This is a genomic window from Grimontia indica (genome assembly GCF_000333895.2).
Taxonomy (GTDB): Bacteria; Pseudomonadota; Gammaproteobacteria; order Enterobacterales; family Vibrionaceae; genus Enterovibrio; species Enterovibrio indicus.
Map to the genome: position 1 here is coordinate 56,456 of NZ_ANFM02000033.1, position 16,149 is coordinate 72,604.

Here is a 16,149-nt window from a genome sequence, read left to right on the forward strand (position 1 = left end):
AAGAGTTGTAACGGGAAAAGCACCGCTTTTAGCGTAGTTAGCAACTCTGATGTTGTATTTAGTACTTTGTGGGAAATTGTTAGTTGTTATGGACGGTTTGGATACCCAACGTCGTCGCCTAATACTGGGCGGTGCGGCGTGTTTAGTGGCGGCAGCCTTACCTCAAACGGCGCTCGCTCTGCCGTTGGCAGTCGGTAAACCACGAAATATAGACATGTTGAGCATTAATACCGGTGAACATGCTGATGTTTGCTATTTCAACGGTAAGCAGTATGTAGACAAAGAATTGGCTGTGCTGAACCAGCTATGCCGTGATCACAGACGTAATGTTTCTACCGAGATGGATCCGAAACTCTACGATCAACTTGCGGCGATTTATGACCTTGTCGATGCCAGAAACCCAATCACTATGGTGTCGGGTTATCGTTCACCAGCGACCAATGAAATGCTGCGTAAAAATGGCGGTGGTCAGGCTAAGAAGAGTTACCACACCACGGGACAGGCTATCGACTTCTTCATTGAAGATGTATCTTTGTCTAAATTACGCAAAGCCGCGTTGGAGCTTCAGGCTGGTGGCGTTGGTTATTATCCGCGTAGCGGCTTCATTCATATTGATACTGGGCCGGTTCGCAGCTGGTCTTAACTATCGAAGATTTAAAAAGGCGCCTCGGCGCCTTTTTCAGTTCTTAAACCAGTTCGATTTCTCTCAGGTGCGGGGAGATGTACCTCTGACGTTTCTTCTCCTTCAGCTTGGTCATATCCACCATCACTAAGCCATCAATGCAGTCGGCAAAGTCCGGGTCGATACTGAAATCCAGAAACTGTACGCCGCCCGGTTCGCAAAGCTCACTGTACTGTTTGTAGAGGGTGGGAATGCCCGTCCCCAGGTTATCGAGCAGCATTTTGAGTGTCTTCAGATCTTTCTGATAGTCATCGCCACAAAAATGGACAAGCAGTTCATGTTCTTTCTGGCTGTCGATATTGAAAGGGCGCTTGGAACGCGCGATGGTCGCATGTGCACCAAAGTAGGTGCTGTAGAAGAAAATCAGTAACTCCTTCGCGGCCTGTGGCATGGCATTGCTGATGGTGACCGGGCCAAAGAGATAGCGGTAATGAGGGTGCTTCGCCAGAAATGCACCAATTCCCAACCAGAGGTAATCCAGACTGCGCTTGCCCCAGTATTTAGGTTGCACAAAGCTTCTACCAAGCTCCAAACCTTTGTTCAGCACGTCTGTCATGCCATCTCCGTAGTCGAACAGGGTATGGGTATATACGGCCTTTAGCCCATGCTGCGCGATAACGGCTTGGGTATCACAGAAGCGATAAGCGCCGACAATGTCCATGGCTTTAGGGTCCCACAGCACCAAGTGGAAATAGTGCTGATCGTACTTGTCGATGTCTCGGCGTTGACCGGTACCTTCACCCACAGCGCGGAACGCCACTTCACGCAAACGGCCAATTTCACGCATGACATGGGATTCGTCTTTGTACCGATAAAGGTAGATGGATTTTCCATCGGGTGTTTCGCCCAGTCGCTCGCTCTGTTCCAATTCTTTTGCCAGTTTCAATCTTGGCTCGGGGGAAGCGATAGCCGACTCGGTGGGGAATTCACCTGGCTTGCCTTTGGCGACGCTGTAAAGATGCTTTCGGAACAGCTTCACTCGCGTTTTTGGGGGAAGATTGGCGCTGGCATGATAGCTGGCAAACGGAATGGATTCGCCAATGGTCAGATTGATGGTGTTGTTTTCCTGCCCAAACATTTCATTGACCAACAGCAGGGTAGACAAGGGTTTGTAGACCATGGAAGCGCCATAAAACACTGCTGAGTTTCGACCATCAACATGAATAGGTAATATCGGCGCTTTGGCTTTGGTTGCCATTTTCAGAAAACCATGATGCCAGGCTTTGTCCTTCACTCCGGTTGGGCTGAAACGAGAGACTTCGCCTGCGGGGAAAATAATCAGCGCGCCGTCATTTTCCAGCCATTCATCAATCTTGCGCAGATTCTCTTTTGGCGTTCTCCCAGACATGTTATTCACTGGCAGCAAACAGTTGTGCATTGGCTCAATCTGCATCAATAAGTTGTTAGCGACCGCTTTGACATCCGGCCGAATTTCACGAACCAGTTTTAGCAATGCGAGGCCGTCAAGCGAACCGATGGGATGGTTGGCGATAATCACGACGCGGCCAGTGGAAGGAATACGCTCTCGTTCGCGGTCGCTGGTGGCATAGCTGAAATGAAAATAATCCAGCACCTGTTCGACGAACTCAAAGCCTCTCAGATAAGGGTATTTTTCCGCAAAGCTCTGAAACGCTTCCTCGTGAAGTAAGCGACGAAGTGTTGAGCTGACAGGGCGAGAAATCCAGCGCTTGTCAGCGATACTTGGGTAGTTCTTTGTAATGACGTCATCAATGCTAAACATATCTTTCCTTTTGCCCCCGAGCGTTTTTCGCTCATCAGGCTGCTTCTATGCTTTCTTTCTCTTCACGGAATCTATTCATTTCTGGGTCGACAAAGGCGTCAGTTTCCGCAAGTAATGTGGATTTTTCAGTCCATCGGATAAGCTGAATGGTGCCATCGTGCTGTTCGAGCAAAGCGGTGCAGTTCTCAATCCAGTCGCCGTCGTTGAAGTAGAAGGTGCCTTCCAACCGCTTAATGTCCGGGTGATGAATGTGCCCACATACAATGGCGTCTGCACCACGCCGTCTTGCGAATTGGACTGCAGCATTTTCGAAACGCTGAATGGCGACATTGGCGGAACTGACTTTTGACTTGATGTATGAGGCTAGAGACCAGTACTGGAATCCGGCTTTACGACGAAGCCTTGCCCACCATCTGTTCAGGAAAAGCAGGAAGTCGTAGCCGACATAGCCGGCGATTTCTGTCAATCGGCTGTGGCATACGGCGTTATCGAACTCATCGCCGTGCACGGCGACAATCCGTTTTCCGGTGACGGTTTCATGCTCGAAACGGGCACGTACTTCGATACGTCCAAAATCGAACTTGAGATAGTCCCGTACCGCAACGTCATGGTTTCCGGGAATGTAGATGAGGCGTGTGCCATCGTGGGCACGTTTCAAGAGGAGAGAAAGCACCTGACTGTGGGATTCCGGCCAGTGGTGGCTGGACTTCATCGAGTAAAAATCGACGATATCACCAACAAGTACGATGGTTTCTGCGGTATGTCGATTTAAAAAATCGAGCAGGTATTGCGCTTTACAATCCTTGTTTCCCAGGTGCAGATCAGAAATCCACACAGTTCGCACAGAGATAGGGTTCATAGGCATCCATTTGATGTTCAAAACGAATCAACTGTCGATGCTCAATGTAGTGCGTTTACATGAAGGCGAGTTGTCAAAGGGGTGACATACTGGTGTCAGACTGTTTGCAAGTTGATGACAAAATCAGCAGCATTCTTTCCAATTCCTTGATCATATTGAACTTCATTGAAATGTGATTGGCGCGCGTAAATGCGCCCCTCTAAAGGAACGGTTCTCGTTAAAATGAGAACGCGGGCGTGATATGCTTTCGCTGATTTTTGCATTTATACGGATTTTCTTATGGCTTTGAAGTACGAAATCGTTCCTGTTACGGGGTTTCAGCAAAACTGTTCCATCATCTGGTGTGATAAAACCAACGAAGCGGCGCTGGTTGACCCAGGTGGTGACGTGTCCAAACTGGTGGCAAAGGTTAACGAGCTCGGTGTGAACGTGGTTAAAGTGCTTCTGACTCATGGCCATTTGGATCATGTTGGTGGAACTGAAGAAGTCCGTGCGGCTTACAACGTGCCTGTGATTGGCCCAGAAAAGCAAGATGCGTTCTGGCTGCAGGCGCTGCCAGCGCAAAGCGAAATGTTTGGTTTTGCGCGGACTGAAGCGTTTGACCCAGACCAATGGCTGGAAGACGGCGATGAAGTGACACTGGGTGAAAGCGCACTGAAAGTGATTCACACGCCAGGTCATACGCCTGGTCACGTTGTGCTTTTCAGTGAAGAAGATCGTATGGCGTGGGTCGGTGATGTTCTGTTCAATGGCAGCATTGGCCGTACTGACTTCCCTAAAGGGGACCATGCAACCTTGATCAGTTCAATCAAGGACAAGCTGTTCCCGCTGGGCAATGACATCACTTTCGTGCCGGGTCATGGTCCTACATCAACGTTCGGTATTGAGCGTCAGCAAAACCCGTATGTCGCGGACAACATGCCGATCTGGTAAGAAACTACTCTTCTGCGGGTGTTCTGCCCGCAGAAGCCAAATACTGTCTCGTTAGCCCCACAAAATCTTCTAGCGGCCTGTCCAACAGATCTTCACTGACAAACACGTCATACCCCAGTAACTCTCGGGTGTACTTCATTCTGTTCGCCAACATCGCCACCAGACCTTTGTAAACCTTACCACTGGCCGATGTGTAAGGCGTGTCGTCAAACATCATGTCTTCGAGTTTGCTGCTCATCGGTTCTTCGGCGCGTCGGTAGGCGCTAAGCAAGAGCCCGCGCTGCTCCATGATGATTTGGCCTGCAAGACGATAACTGATGCCTTCAAGGAACGGTTCATAGTCTTTGAGCCTCACACCGAACCAAGGCAAAGACTGGTGCCAGCCTTCATGGGAAACGGAAGGAATGCCAATTTGATAGATATTGCGCCATTTAAGGCTCCAGCCCCCTTTAGGCGTATGGTGCTGAATGTGCATGTCAGACAGTGAAAAGGAGAGGCGTTGCTGGTCGATCACATAGCCAATATATACACCCAGTGATCCGAGAAGGCAGAGCCCAATCAGAGCGGGAACAGGTTTCACCTGCGGGTTGAGCAAAATAAATGTCACCACCACCATGGCCAAAATCAACACGGCGATACGGAAATATTTGCCTATCTGCTGGTGGGGAGGATAAATCAGCAATCGTTTACTCACTGGGTTGGTACTTTCCTTGTATTACTTCTCTAAAGCTTAGTTCGATCACCGAATACTATCGGTCGAATTCCAAACAAAATAAAGTGTAGTTTCCGACACTTGGCTCAACTTTCATTCTCAGTCGTCGTTAGTGCTACAAAACGCGGGGGATTTTTGATATAAAACGCGCTTTGTTTTTAACTCTGCTTGATACCGAAGCGGTGATAAAAGGCTGGTTTAGGGAAGTAAAACAAGGCTTTTGCCTTCCCAAACGGGCTTTTGGAACGAGTATTCGCTTTCGAAGACTGTCGGTAAATTTCAATGCAGTACGTCGGAGTAGGACGATTTAATGAAGATCTCTCACAAACGTAAAGTTCAACTTAAGCTTCAGAAACACATCAAAGCAGCAAAATCTGCATCAGCAGTTGTTGCGAAGAAAGAAGCGCCAGTAAAAGCGGTTAAAGCTGAAAAGCCGGCAGTTGAGCAAAAAACTGAAGCACCAGCAAAAGTGGTTGCAGACGTTTCACTGACCCCAAAACAACAGCAAGTGTTGGACATCGTTCGTCAGAACGCAGAAGGTATCAACCCTAAAGGTATCGGTCTGGCAGCAGGTCAGGAAGATTCTAAAGCGGCATCTTGGGCGACAGGCGCGCTGAAGAAGCTGGCTGAAGAAGGTGTTGTAGAGCGTATCCAATCTGGTAACAAAGTACTGTACAAAGCACTTTAATCGCGCACAGATCGTTAGTTTGAAGAACCAGCCACCGGGCTGGTTTTTTTGTAGCCTCTTTTCGGTGGTTTTTAACTCGGTGTTAAAGCGCTGTAGATAAGATTGATGGTTTTTCTGGACAACATAAATTTATCGCTGATCAAGCCCAAAGTTCTTGTTTATTTGCGAGATTAATCTCGAAAAACACATATAGTGAGTGATAAGTTGAACATTAACCAAGCGACTTCTCTCTCGCTTTAAGGCATTAAAGAACAGCTTTTGAATCGTCAGTTTGGCACTTAAAAGCAATGGGCGAAATGAGAAGTAGTCGCTTGGAATATCTCAAGAATAATGAAAGCAACGGGATTTGCTATGACGGGATATTTAGACAGTACAAATAAGCAAAACCAGCATGTCGTGAGCTTTGACTATACACAGTTTCTGTGTGAATCCAGCCGCCAACATTGGACGTTTTTTGAAGCTCTTACAGCGCAATTGGGCCGATTTAAGAGAAAACAGATCGAAACATACGAAGGTTTTTTTCCAAGCGAGGCCTTCACCTTATCGGTGACACATTCTCTTTCATCGCTCTACAGCGACGTTTCTAACCTTGTCACACTGGTGGAAGAAGCGAAACGCCAGCACATTGAAATGTTGAACATCTTTCTACCTTACGCACTCGATACTGCTGAGTTGGAGAAAATACGCCGGAAGACGGGCGCTCTCGTTACTCAACATGAAGGTGACAGAGACTTTCTGCAGATCATGCTTTAACAATAAACGCCACCGATTTGGGTGGCGCTTTTTTTGTTGGGTACGACCAAATCCTGCTAAAGCGTGACGCCCTCAGCCAGTAAATAAACCCCATAAGCACTGGCGAAAACAATCACAACCAAAAGGATCTTATTCCTCCCGTTAAAACCGGCTTTACCGGTTTCACGCATGGCATGAATGTAAAAGGCCAAACCCGGCAGATACAACAGAGTCGCAAGCAGTAGATGGTGAATGCCAGACGCGTAAAGTAACCAGATGCCGTAAATCGTTGCCAGAAATGCGATGGCTTTGACTTTGAACGTATCAAGCTCACTGAAAGACAATTTCATTAAGTAGGCTGCTACGAGTAGGTAGGGCACTAAAATCATTTCCGATGCGATGGTCAGCAAATCATCATATCCGCCGCCAATAACAAACATCAGAATCAGGCATAGCTGAACAGCACAACTTGTTAGCCATAGTGAATAGGTGGGCGTGCCATTTTGGTTAGTTTCAGCGAAGACTTTGGGAAACATGCCGAGTTTTGCCGCAGTGTAAGGTGTTTCGGTCGCCAGCAATGTCCAGCTTAGGTAGGCACCAGAGACAGAGATAATTAGCCCGCTCCCAATGATCGCCGCGCCGATGTCTCCAATCAGTGTTTCAAGGATTTTAGCGGCTGATGGGTTCTGCAGCTTCGCCAGCTCTGGCGTTGATATGACACCCATGGAAAGTAATGTGACGGACACATACAGGAAAAGACAAATCAGTAAGCCCAGAATAGTCGCCCGACCGACGTCTTTGTTGTTCTTTGCCCGGCTGGAGACAACGACTGCACCTTCCACCCCAATAAACACCCACACTGTGATCAACATGGTTTGTTTGATTTGATCAAATAGGCTTGGCTGATTGGCGATGTTAAGGCCGGTAAAATCAAACGTGAACGTGTCCCATTTGAAGGCGATAAATGTGGCAATGATAAAGACAAGGATTGGGATCAGCTTGGCGATAGTCGTTACATAGTTAACGATGGCAGCCGTTTGAACACCACGTAACACCAAAGTGTGTACGAGCCAGATAAGTATTGATGATAAAGCAACGGAAACTAACGTATTCCCATCACCAAACAATTTGAACGTCGGCGTGTCAAAGAACAGCCCCAGAGTGCTGAATACAATCACCAGATAAGAAACGTTGGCGACGGCCGCACTGAGCCAATAGCCCCATGAAGAAAAAAAACCGCACAAATCCCCAAAACCAGCTTGTGCATAGCCGAACACGCCGCCCTGAACATCGGGTTTACTTAATGTGAGTTTTTGGAAGGTCAATGCCAGACAGATCATGCCAAAGCCAGTGATCAACCAACCAAGGGAAACCGCAGCAGGGCTGGCAATGGCTGCCATGTTTTGGGGAAGACTGAAAACCCCGGCACCTATCATGGAGCCAATGACAAGGGCAGTGAGTGCCTTTAAATCCAATTTATTGCTCAAAACCTAGCATTCCTAGTTCGATCCGTCGGAAAAGCTGAGTATAGGCAACGGGCTAAGGTGACAATCTGTTCAGAAATGGGAAATTATGCGTTGGTGATGCTGTTGAAACCCGAATATTTATATAGGGTCAACAGGCCCTTGGCTCTAAAAAGGTTTCGCAGCACTAAGGGTCAACAGACCCTTGAGTCATATTGACTCCAAGTGCCGCGAGGCAGTGTTCGATATTGTTTTGAGGTACAGGTTAGTGAAGTTGTTCAGGGACACCTGAAATCACGAATCCTGGTGTATGGGTTTCAGTCCCGGATAGAGATTCAGCAAAATGGCTGAGCTCACCAAAACCAATCACAGCGGCAGAGGTGTCTGAGGCCAGTGCTTTACGCATAAGATCTTTAGCGTCGTGGGTTGCTGTTGGACGAGCAATACGAATTTGAGATTGTTGAATGCCAGCCTGAGTAAAAAGTGAAAGAGAGAAATTGGATGGCGGCGCAATCAAGGTAATCCACTTATGACTTTCTGCGAGGCTTTTAACCAATCGCAGCAGGTAAGCCAATTCGCTCATGTTGTTTTGGTAGATATTCACAGAGACCAAATGACAGGAAATTGAATCACAGGAAATTGAGGCGTCATTGCTTTGATAACGATGTGCCTGGTGAAAGCTGCGCGCACCAGCAGCAAGACGGGCGTAATGCTCGCGAACAGCAGAACGGGTCATGTGTGTGTGGTGAACGGATTGGTTGATCGCAAACGACTGTTTCATCATGTTTTCCTGTACGAATATCCAATACTGTATGTGTGTACAGTAGTTATAATTTAGTCAAAAAACAATAGAAAATTGGAAAACATCGCGAAGTTGATCACGAATATGATCCTTTTCGCCTTCGAGAAATGGTTTTTTCCGGCTGAGTGACACTGTTAAGATGTCGCCCTTGTGTGGAAAGTAACAACGAGAACAACAACATGGATCAGGAATTCTGGCACAGCCGATGGGCAGAAAACCGCATTGGTTTTCACCTCTCGGATACCAATCCGCTTCTGGTAAAGTATTGGCCTTTGCTTAACCCTCAACGAGAAGAGGCGGTGTTTGTCCCTATGTGTGGCAAATCCATTGACCTAAGCTGGCTGGCCAGCAAGCACGACGAGGTAGTGGGTGTCGAATTGAGTGAGATTGCGGTGCGTGCGTTTTTTTCTGAGCACCTTTATACACCGACGGTCACTTCGATGAGCCCGACGATGAAGCTATATCAATTTGATGAGCTGTCTATCTATGCCGGTGACTATTTCACTGCGCCGTTAGAAACCTATCCGCTGATTTATGATCGTGCTGCGCTGATAGCCATGCCTGAATCCCTGCGTCAACAGTATGCGGAAAGGTTGTTGTCGCTTCTTAAACCGGGCGGACGCATCTTGTTGGTGACACTTCATTATCCCCAAGAGCAAATGGACGGTCCTCCATTCAGTGTGGATGCTGACGAAGTACGTCGGTTGTTTGAAGGCTATAAGATCACTCATCTAAATCGAGATGAGCAGGCAGATAGACCCCCTAAAGGTAAAACCGCGGATTTCTTTGCAGAAGAAGTCTGGTTGATAGAGTCCTAGTAAACGCTCTGGAAACAAAAACGCCACCTGACGAGGTGGCGTTTTTTATGCGTGACTGTTGTCGTTTAGAAATCTACCTGGACAGATGAAGCGACGCTTACAGCTTTGCTGACGGCAGAATCTGTATTGGTATCAGTAGCCAGTGCAACGCCTAAACGGCGGCGACCGTTAATGTCAGGCTTACCGAACAAGCGAACCTGTGTATCGCTGTAACGCAGTGCTTCGGTGAGTCCCTGAAAACTCAGGTTATCCGACGTGCCTTCCGCAAGAATTACGGCAGAAGCAGAAGGACCGAACTGGCGAATTGCATTTACGGGCAAGCCCAGGAACGCGCGTACATGAAGGGCGAACTCAGAAAGATCCTGAGAGATCAGTGTCACCATACCGGTATCATGCGGACGAGGGGAGACCTCACTGAACATCACTTCATCGCCTTTGATGAAAAGCTCCACACCAAACAGACCATATCCTCCCAACGCAGTGACCACTTTGCGCGCAACATCTTCAGCGGCTTTGAGTGCTTTCTCACTCATTGCCTGCGGCTGCCATGATTCACGGTAGTCGCCATCTTCCTGACGGTGGCCGATTGGCGCACAGAAATGAATGCCATCGATGGCACTAACAGTCAGCAGAGTGATTTCATAATCGAACTCAACGAACCCTTCAACGATGACTTTGCCACGGCCGGCGCGTCCGCCTTCTTGGGCGTAATCCCATGCATATTGAATGTCAGAGGCAGATTTTACTACGCTCTGTCCTTTGCCCGATGAACTCATCACTGGCTTAACAACGCACGGAAATCCAACTTGCTCGATGGCTCGCTCAAACGCTTCCTGCGTGTCTGCAAAGGCGTAGGGTGAAGTAGGAACCTGCAGTTCTTCTGCAGCCAGACGACGGATACCTTCACGGTTCATTGTCAGCTGTGTTGCTCGTGCGGTAGGAACCACATTGAGCCCCGATTTTTCCAGCTCAACCAGACGGTCAGTGGCGATGGCTTCAATCTCTGGCACAACATAGTCAGGCTTGTCCTGAGCAATTACCGCCGCAAGGGCATCGCCATCCAGCATGTCAATCACATGGCTGCGATGGGCGACTTGCATTGCGGGGGCATCAGCATAACGGTCACAGGCAATGACTTCGAGGCCGAGTCGTTGGCATTCAATTGCCACTTCTTTGCCAAGTTCACCAGAGCCTAAAAGCAGGACGCGAGTTGCGCCAGGACGGGTAGCAGTACCAATCATGATATTCTTCCAATCATTCAAATGTCTGGCCGCAATTCTACCTTAAGCAAACGTTTGCGCAAACGTTTGTTTTTGTCCTGAGACACTTGAAAACCTTTTGTTCTGGGCGATGTCTTGAAAGACCTCATAAGAAAAAGCCGCTCAATTTGAGCGGCTTACAAAAGCAGTTAGCGGTTTGTCGGTTTTCGTGTTTCCCAATGGGTGATGAAGAATACCGCAGCAATGATGATAGCAGCGCCAAGCCAGAGTCGGCCTGGTGGCACCCAGCCAAAGACCAAGAAGCCAAACAAAACGTTCAGTGGCAGCTTTGCATGGTCAAAGGGCTGTACGAACGAAGCATCCGCCACAGCGTAAGCTTTGGCAATCGCCCATTGAGCCAAAGCGGTCAAAAGGCCTGCGCCCAGAAGCATCAACCATACAGTTTGACCGCTTGGCATTGTCCATTCTGGCGCTGCCAGCAAAATGTTGAATGGCGTGATAAGAAGCAGCAGATAAACCACCATGGTGGTTGGTGAATCATAGTGCGATAGTTTTTTCACCATCAGAGAGTAGGTTGCCCAGAAGAAAGCAGCGCCCACCGGCAGAAGCGTTGCCCAGTTAAAATCATCTGACCAAGGCTCCAATATGATCATGGCGCCTACAAAGCCGCTCAACGTTGCAAACCAGCGTGCAGGGCCGACTCTTTCACCAAGGAAAAGGCCAGATCCGATGGTGGCAAACAGTGGTGATGTCATCAGCAGTGCTATGCCTTGCCAAATAGGGACGGGATAAGCCAACGCCCACAGCCAAAGTTGAATACCAATCACCGAGAAAAAGACTCGCAGGCAGTGCATGCCGAGATGTTCGGTTTTCAGTGCCTGTCGGATCCCCATACTTTTCAGCCAAGGGAGCATGGCAATCAACGCAATGAAGTATTGAATGAAAGCAACAGTGGTAGAAGGCAGTTGCATTTTAAAGCTCACATACTGCGCGAGACTGTTCACCATCGCGAAACAGACACCGGCGGTCAGCATCCATGTGGCACCTAGAATAGGGTTGTGTTGTTGGCTCATGTGCGTGTTGGAAAGAGAAAAAGTGTTCCGATACTAGCGAAAAAATTGTACATGGGAAGGGGAAAACGTAAAAACGCCGGGAATATCCGGCGTTTTGTCACTTAAGTGTCGCGAATAGGCATTAAATCGCCAGATAACCCAAAGGAATATCAGGGTTTAGCGCTTCCAACATCGCCTGGGTATCTTGCAGGTGACTGTTGTTGGCATTGGCGGTTTCAACCAAGACCACTTCCTGAATATCAGTCAAAGGCGCATTAGCCAGGTTCATTAAGTTCAGGGCGACCTGAAGTGGAGGCAAGCTTGGGTTAAACGCAGCGTTCTCAGCATACATACCAGTGAAGACATTGCCTTTGATATCACGCACCGCAACACCGCTCAGATTGCGGGTGTATGGCGCATGGCTGCGGTTAGTGGCTTGAACAGCGGCCTTAATCAGCTCATCGTCTTCTTTTGCGGCTAACCCGTGATTAACTGGTGCTAACAAGGGTTGGTCGACACCGAGGTCAGATGGGCCAAATGCTTCTGGCAGATAGCTGTGCAATAGCTTGGCTTCACGCTCAGGCAATTGGACTTGCAGCAATTCTGCACCACTCAACTCGTTCATGAACTGACGGCAATGACCACACGGGCTGTAATTGATGGTGATATCTGTCAGGCGGGTTTCACCTTTCAGCCATGCGTGGCTGATGGCAGATTGCTCAGCATGAACAGACTGGTTCAATTGAACACCTTCATATTCCATGTTTGCGCCCAGATACAAGCGGCCTGATTCGCCACGTGCAATGGCGCCAACATAGAACTTTGAAATGGGGGCAACCGAATAGGCGGCGGCTACTGGCAAGAGGGCAACGCGTGCCTCGGCGTCTGAAAGTCCAGTTTCTTCAAGCAGTGCGGCAAAGTCTTGGGCACTGATTGTGGCATCAAATTCTGGTGCAGTAACGATCTTGTTAACTGCTTCTTTGAACGGAGTAGGTAAAGCTGCAATTGCTTCCTGAACGCTAGCTCGCATGTTCGCTCCAATGCTCTTGTTATGGGAGAGTATTCTAAAGCGAATTATAGCCAAATTAACGTGATTTAAATCACTTAATATGTGCAACATTTAGTTCCATTGCATTAATTAGGGTGATTTCACATGATTTCGATTTCATTTGATGCCTGTCATGTTGTGGTGTAATTAATAACAAACACAATAATCGGATACACAAAGGGTGCGAGAATGGTGGTGATGATGCCGCAAATCACCAAGGCCAGTGAACTCATGGCACCTTCCTGATAATTACTCTCTGCTGCTTTTGCTGTGCCGATGGCGTGAGAAACTGCACCAATGGATAGTCCTCTCGCCAGCGATGATTTCACCTTCAATGCATTCAGCAATGGATACCCAATCAAAGCACCAAACAACCCCGCGACCACTACCAACGCCGCTGTGACGGCAGGGATCCCACCAATGTGCTCAGCGGTGCTCAAAGCAAAGGGCGTTGACACAGATTTAGGCAGAACAGACGCAGCGATTTGTAAGTCACCACCTACCCACACGGCAATGAGTGAACCTAAGATCATCGAAGCAAAACTCGCTAAGGTGCAGGCAATAAGAATGGTTCGCCAATGCCGGTGGATGACATGCATTTGTTCATACAGCGGATAAGCCAATGCAATAACCGCAGGGCCAAGCATGAAGTTAATGATTTGGTTCTGCTCAAAATAAATCTGGTAGGTATCACCGCTATAAATGACCATGGGCATGAGCACTATCAAGCTAATCAACAGCGGATTGAAAACAGGATGACGAAGCTTGAGGGCAATCTGTCGGGCAATGGCATAGACAATCAGTGTCGCGATAATCCACATGGCTCAGTTCTCTTCCTTATCTTTGTCCAGCAGTTTAGCCATCACCACTAATACAATCAGCGAGCTCAACACTGTAGCACCTAGCAAAGGCAAGGAGTCAGAAACCAGTAAAGTGAAGTGATCCATCAACCCCATGCTGGCGGGGATAAAAAACAATGGCATCACCATGATCAGTAGCGTGCAGGCATCTTTTACCCAACGTCCAGGCACCACTCCTGTGGTCAGGCTGACAAAAAGTAACAACATACTGACGATGCTACTTGGAAAAGGCAGATGCAGGAAAGTCGTAATAAGACTGCCGATCGCGTAGTAGAGCGCGATCAACGCAAATCCGATCAGGTAGTTCACTTTATTTGTCTCGCTTGTTCTGAATGACAGACATTCTACTACGAGAGCGTATATGAAACCTTGTTCTATTCGAGGAAGATCACACAAAAAACGGCAGTCCAAGCTGCCGTTAGGTTTCATGTCATCACGTTAGAAAAAGTAGACGGCACCCGCGGCTGCAGCGACTAAAAAAGTGACAGCACCCAGGAAAAGATGGGCGGTTTTTGGGTGGGGTTCTGGTTCCGCGATGGCCTCTTCCAGGTTGATGTCGAGTTCGTCTGGCAGAGAAGGGTCGGGCGGTAACTCGTCTTGTCGCTGATATGTTTTTTGTGGCAAGGCGATGCGATAACCATGATCTCCTACGACATCCAGTGGCAGGATTTTTTCTCCTTGACGATAGGATTTCGCCAGCAAAGAACAAATACTGTTTTGATGCTGGGAGAACGAAGAGTCCGGCAATGAGGTCGCCGTATATAGGACTCTCGCTGAAAGTACTTCGCCCGCATGGTAGCAAAGCATTTCTAGCAGTCTGCATTCTTCATAGGTCAGGGTAGTGACTGTGCTGTCACGCCAATACAGAGAACGGCTCTCAGGTTCGAAATCTACATCTGAAAATCGGTAGCAGCGACTGTTGACCTTGGTGACCATCTCATTTCCCACACGGCAATCTCTTATAAGAAAAGTGTGGACTCAAATCACAGAAATTCAAATGAAACGCACCTGAAAATACAGGTGCGTAAAGCGAACATCACACGGTAAACAATTGATCTAGGTCGAGAGCCTAAGAAACCAGTGACTCGACATAGTGATAAACGGACTTAAGAATCTTAAATTTTTTATCGTCACTTTGATTGGCTTCAGCCAGTGCTTCCAAATTTGCCATATAAGCAGGTAACTCAGCCTCGAAATAGTCGCGACGATGCATGTGCCATTTTTTCTGCTCGCTGTCACTTAATGTAGCGGGATAGTTTCGTGCTCGATAGCGGAAAAGCAGTGGCTTGATACGCTGATCTGAAACCTGTATATCCAGAGCCGCCAGATTTTCCGGTTTGGTCTGGCGGATGATATCCATGGTAGAGCGATCAGACGGCGAGAAGAAGCCGTCATAAAGCGCGGCATCGACATTGCCGGACGATTGATATTCCGGCTTCTCGGCATAAAGTGCGACAAGCTTTTCACGGACAGAGGGATTGGCTTGGAGCTTTTTCAGATTCTCCAGACATTGTTGGCGGTCAATACCCAGTCGGGCGGCATCTTCCGGGCGCAGGGTTTTGGCTTCAGCAAGCACAGGACATTTGTTGATGTGGATGAGTTTGATAGGAGCTGGTAACTCGTCCGGTGCCAGATCAGTATGTTTAGTGTAAAGGCGTTCACGAAGGGCGTCGGTATCCAAATCAAATAATGGCGAAGGATCACGAGCCAAATCGACGGCAATGACAGCGTTTTTGTTTTCAGGGTGCCATGCAACAGGCACTACCCAGCTGGTGTTACCGCGCTCAGTGCCGAACATGCCAGAAACGTGCACCAATGGTTTCATGGAAACCACATCAATCAGCGGTGTCAGCTTGTTTTTATTTCGGTATGTATAGAGATAATCAAACAGACGTGGTTGCGACGTTTTCAGCTTTTTCGCCATTTCAATGGTGGCATGGACATCGGCCATCGCATCGTGCGCATTGCTGTGTTCGATGCCATTCGCCACAGAAAGATGCTCCAACTTAAAACTGATATTGCCTTCACTGTTTTCCGGCCATTCAATCCCTTCAGGACGGAGCGCATAAGCTGCGCGCATGGTATCCAGTAAGTCCCAACGCGAGTTACCGTTCTGCCAGCTCCAGCCGTAAGGGTCGAAAAAGTTGCGGTACAGTGTGTAGCGCGTCACCTCATCGTCAAACCGGATGTTGTTGTAACCCACAGCGCAAGTGCCGGCTACGGACAATTGTTCGTGGATCTTGGCAATAAACTCAGGCTCTGGCAGGCCGCGGGTAACAGCAGTTTGCGGCGTAATACCTGTGATCAGGCATGCTTCCGGTTGTGGTAGATAATCATTGGGCGGCTGACAATAAATGACCAACGGTTCTCCAATGATGTTGAAGTCTTTGTCTGTTCTGACGCCGGCAAACTGGCATGGGCGATCAAGGGCAGGGCTGGTTCCAAAGGTTTCGTAATCGAAGAAGAAAAAGGTAGGTTCGTTGGCTTGTGTCACGGTGTTATCCAAGGGGTTGATAGACAGGGAGATGTTACCGCAAAT

The 16,149-nt window shown here is 48.4% G+C and carries 17 protein-coding genes; 5 read left to right on the forward strand and 12 right to left on the reverse strand.

The annotated features are described in order from the left end of the window. The first annotated feature begins 88 nt into the window (after positions 1-88). Positions 89-643, forward strand: a complete 555-nt coding sequence (mepK, locus tag D515_RS18005; RefSeq protein WP_002540535.1) for a peptidoglycan L,D-endopeptidase MepK — start codon at positions 89-91, stop codon at positions 641-643. 43 nt (positions 644-686) lie between these two features. Here the strand turns inward: mepK and olsF are convergent, their stop codons facing one another. Together olsF and D515_RS18015 are read right to left on the reverse strand one after the other, a co-directional pair. Further along, positions 687-2,423 carry a bifunctional ornithine lipid synthase OlsF gene (gene olsF / locus D515_RS18010; RefSeq protein WP_002540536.1) on the reverse strand — a complete coding sequence of 579 codons (1,737 nt, stop codon included), beginning with the start codon at positions 2,421-2,423 and terminating at the stop codon, positions 687-689. Positions 2,424-2,457: 34 nt separating this feature from the next. After that, positions 2,458-3,282, reverse strand: coding sequence for a UDP-2,3-diacylglucosamine diphosphatase (locus D515_RS18015; RefSeq protein WP_002540538.1), 825 nt, complete (start codon positions 3,280-3,282; stop codon positions 2,458-2,460). 279 nt (positions 3,283-3,561) lie between these two features. On the opposite strand from D515_RS18015, the gene D515_RS18020 reads away from it, so the two are divergent. Then, positions 3,562-4,215, forward strand: coding sequence for an MBL fold metallo-hydrolase (locus tag D515_RS18020; RefSeq protein WP_002540539.1), 654 nt, complete (start codon positions 3,562-3,564; stop codon positions 4,213-4,215). 4 nt (positions 4,216-4,219) lie between these two features. Here the strand turns inward: D515_RS18020 and D515_RS18025 are convergent, their stop codons facing one another. After that, positions 4,220-4,909 carry a DUF2982 domain-containing protein gene (locus D515_RS18025; protein WP_002540540.1) on the reverse strand — a complete coding sequence of 230 codons (690 nt, stop codon included), beginning with the start codon at positions 4,907-4,909 and terminating at the stop codon, positions 4,220-4,222. Between the two features lie 328 nt (positions 4,910-5,237). On the opposite strand from D515_RS18025, the gene D515_RS18030 reads away from it, so the two are divergent. Continuing rightward, complete coding sequence (locus tag D515_RS18030) at positions 5,238-5,615, forward strand: hypothetical protein (protein ID WP_002540541.1); 378 nt, start codon at positions 5,238-5,240, stop codon at positions 5,613-5,615. Positions 5,616-5,945: 330 nt separating this feature from the next. Further along, positions 5,946-6,368, forward strand: a complete 423-nt coding sequence (locus tag D515_RS18035) for a hypothetical protein (protein WP_239643993.1) — start codon at positions 5,946-5,948, stop codon at positions 6,366-6,368. 56 nt (positions 6,369-6,424) lie between these two features. On the opposite strand, the gene D515_RS18040 is transcribed toward D515_RS18035, so the two are convergent. After that, positions 6,425-7,834 carry a basic amino acid/polyamine antiporter gene (locus D515_RS18040; RefSeq protein ID WP_002540543.1) on the reverse strand — a complete coding sequence of 470 codons (1,410 nt, stop codon included), beginning with the start codon at positions 7,832-7,834 and terminating at the stop codon, positions 6,425-6,427. Positions 7,835-8,075: 241 nt separating this feature from the next. Next, on the reverse strand, positions 8,076-8,591 hold the full coding sequence (locus tag D515_RS18045) for a hypothetical protein (protein WP_002540544.1): 516 nt from the start codon (positions 8,589-8,591) through the stop codon (positions 8,076-8,078). Positions 8,592-8,791: 200 nt separating this feature from the next. Here D515_RS18045 and D515_RS18050 point away from each other — a divergent pair, with 200 nt between their 5' ends. Next, positions 8,792-9,430: a thiopurine S-methyltransferase gene (locus D515_RS18050; RefSeq protein WP_002540545.1), complete on the forward strand. Its 639-nt coding sequence runs from the start codon at positions 8,792-8,794 to the stop codon at positions 9,428-9,430. 65 nt (positions 9,431-9,495) lie between these two features. Here D515_RS18050 and purT read toward each other — a convergent pair whose 3' ends face one another. From purT to sbcB, 7 genes are all read right to left on the reverse strand, one after another. Then, a complete protein-coding gene (gene purT / locus D515_RS18055) occupies positions 9,496-10,671 on the reverse strand; it encodes a formate-dependent phosphoribosylglycinamide formyltransferase (protein WP_002540546.1) in 1,176 nt (391 codons plus the stop codon). Between the two features lie 167 nt (positions 10,672-10,838). Continuing rightward, entirely contained in the window at positions 10,839-11,723 is an 885-nt protein-coding gene (locus D515_RS18060; RefSeq protein ID WP_083939927.1) for a DMT family transporter, read from the reverse strand. Between the two features lie 121 nt (positions 11,724-11,844). After that, positions 11,845-12,732 (reverse strand): cytidine deaminase, encoded by an 888-nt coding sequence (gene cdd / locus D515_RS18065; protein WP_002540548.1) that lies wholly within the window; start codon positions 12,730-12,732, stop codon positions 11,845-11,847. Between the two features lie 149 nt (positions 12,733-12,881). Next, positions 12,882-13,571, reverse strand: coding sequence for an LrgB family protein (locus D515_RS18070; protein WP_002540549.1), 690 nt, complete (start codon positions 13,569-13,571; stop codon positions 12,882-12,884). A 3-nt stretch (positions 13,572-13,574) separates the two neighbouring features. Continuing rightward, complete coding sequence (locus tag D515_RS18075) at positions 13,575-13,919, reverse strand: CidA/LrgA family protein (protein ID WP_002540550.1); 345 nt, start codon at positions 13,917-13,919, stop codon at positions 13,575-13,577. 129 nt (positions 13,920-14,048) lie between these two features. After that, entirely contained in the window at positions 14,049-14,558 is a 510-nt protein-coding gene (locus D515_RS18080) for a hypothetical protein (RefSeq protein WP_002540551.1), read from the reverse strand. Positions 14,559-14,679: 121 nt separating this feature from the next. After that, the gene (sbcB, locus tag D515_RS18085; protein ID WP_002540552.1) at positions 14,680-16,104 is read right to left on the reverse strand and encodes an exodeoxyribonuclease I; all 1,425 of its coding nucleotides are present in this window, start codon (positions 16,102-16,104) and stop codon (positions 14,680-14,682) included. Positions 16,105-16,149: the final 45 nt, after the last annotated feature.

What these genes read in the sequence shown, in the direction of transcription:
- mepK (WP_002540535.1), top strand. Translation starts at nt 89, where the DNA reads ATGGACGGTTTGGATACCCAACGTCGTCGCCTAATACTGGGCGGTGCG.
- olsF (WP_002540536.1), bottom strand. Translation starts at nt 2,423, where the DNA reads ATGTTTAGCATTGATGACGTCATTACAAAGAACTACCCAAGTATCGCT.
- D515_RS18015 (WP_002540538.1), bottom strand. Translation starts at nt 3,282, where the DNA reads ATGAACCCTATCTCTGTGCGAACTGTGTGGATTTCTGATCTGCACCTG.
- D515_RS18020 (WP_002540539.1), top strand. Translation starts at nt 3,562, where the DNA reads ATGGCTTTGAAGTACGAAATCGTTCCTGTTACGGGGTTTCAGCAAAAC.
- D515_RS18030 (WP_002540541.1), top strand. Translation starts at nt 5,238, where the DNA reads ATGAAGATCTCTCACAAACGTAAAGTTCAACTTAAGCTTCAGAAACAC.
- D515_RS18035 (WP_239643993.1), top strand. Translation starts at nt 5,946, where the DNA reads ATGAAAGCAACGGGATTTGCTATGACGGGATATTTAGACAGTACAAAT.
- D515_RS18045 (WP_002540544.1), bottom strand. Translation starts at nt 8,591, where the DNA reads ATGAAACAGTCGTTTGCGATCAACCAATCCGTTCACCACACACACATG.
- D515_RS18050 (WP_002540545.1), top strand. Translation starts at nt 8,792, where the DNA reads ATGGATCAGGAATTCTGGCACAGCCGATGGGCAGAAAACCGCATTGGT.
- purT (WP_002540546.1), bottom strand. Translation starts at nt 10,671, where the DNA reads ATGATTGGTACTGCTACCCGTCCTGGCGCAACTCGCGTCCTGCTTTTA.
- D515_RS18060 (WP_083939927.1), bottom strand. Translation starts at nt 11,723, where the DNA reads ATGAGCCAACAACACAACCCTATTCTAGGTGCCACATGGATGCTGACC.
- cdd (WP_002540548.1), bottom strand. Translation starts at nt 12,732, where the DNA reads ATGCGAGCTAGCGTTCAGGAAGCAATTGCAGCTTTACCTACTCCGTTC.
- D515_RS18070 (WP_002540549.1), bottom strand. Translation starts at nt 13,571, where the DNA reads ATGTGGATTATCGCGACACTGATTGTCTATGCCATTGCCCGACAGATT.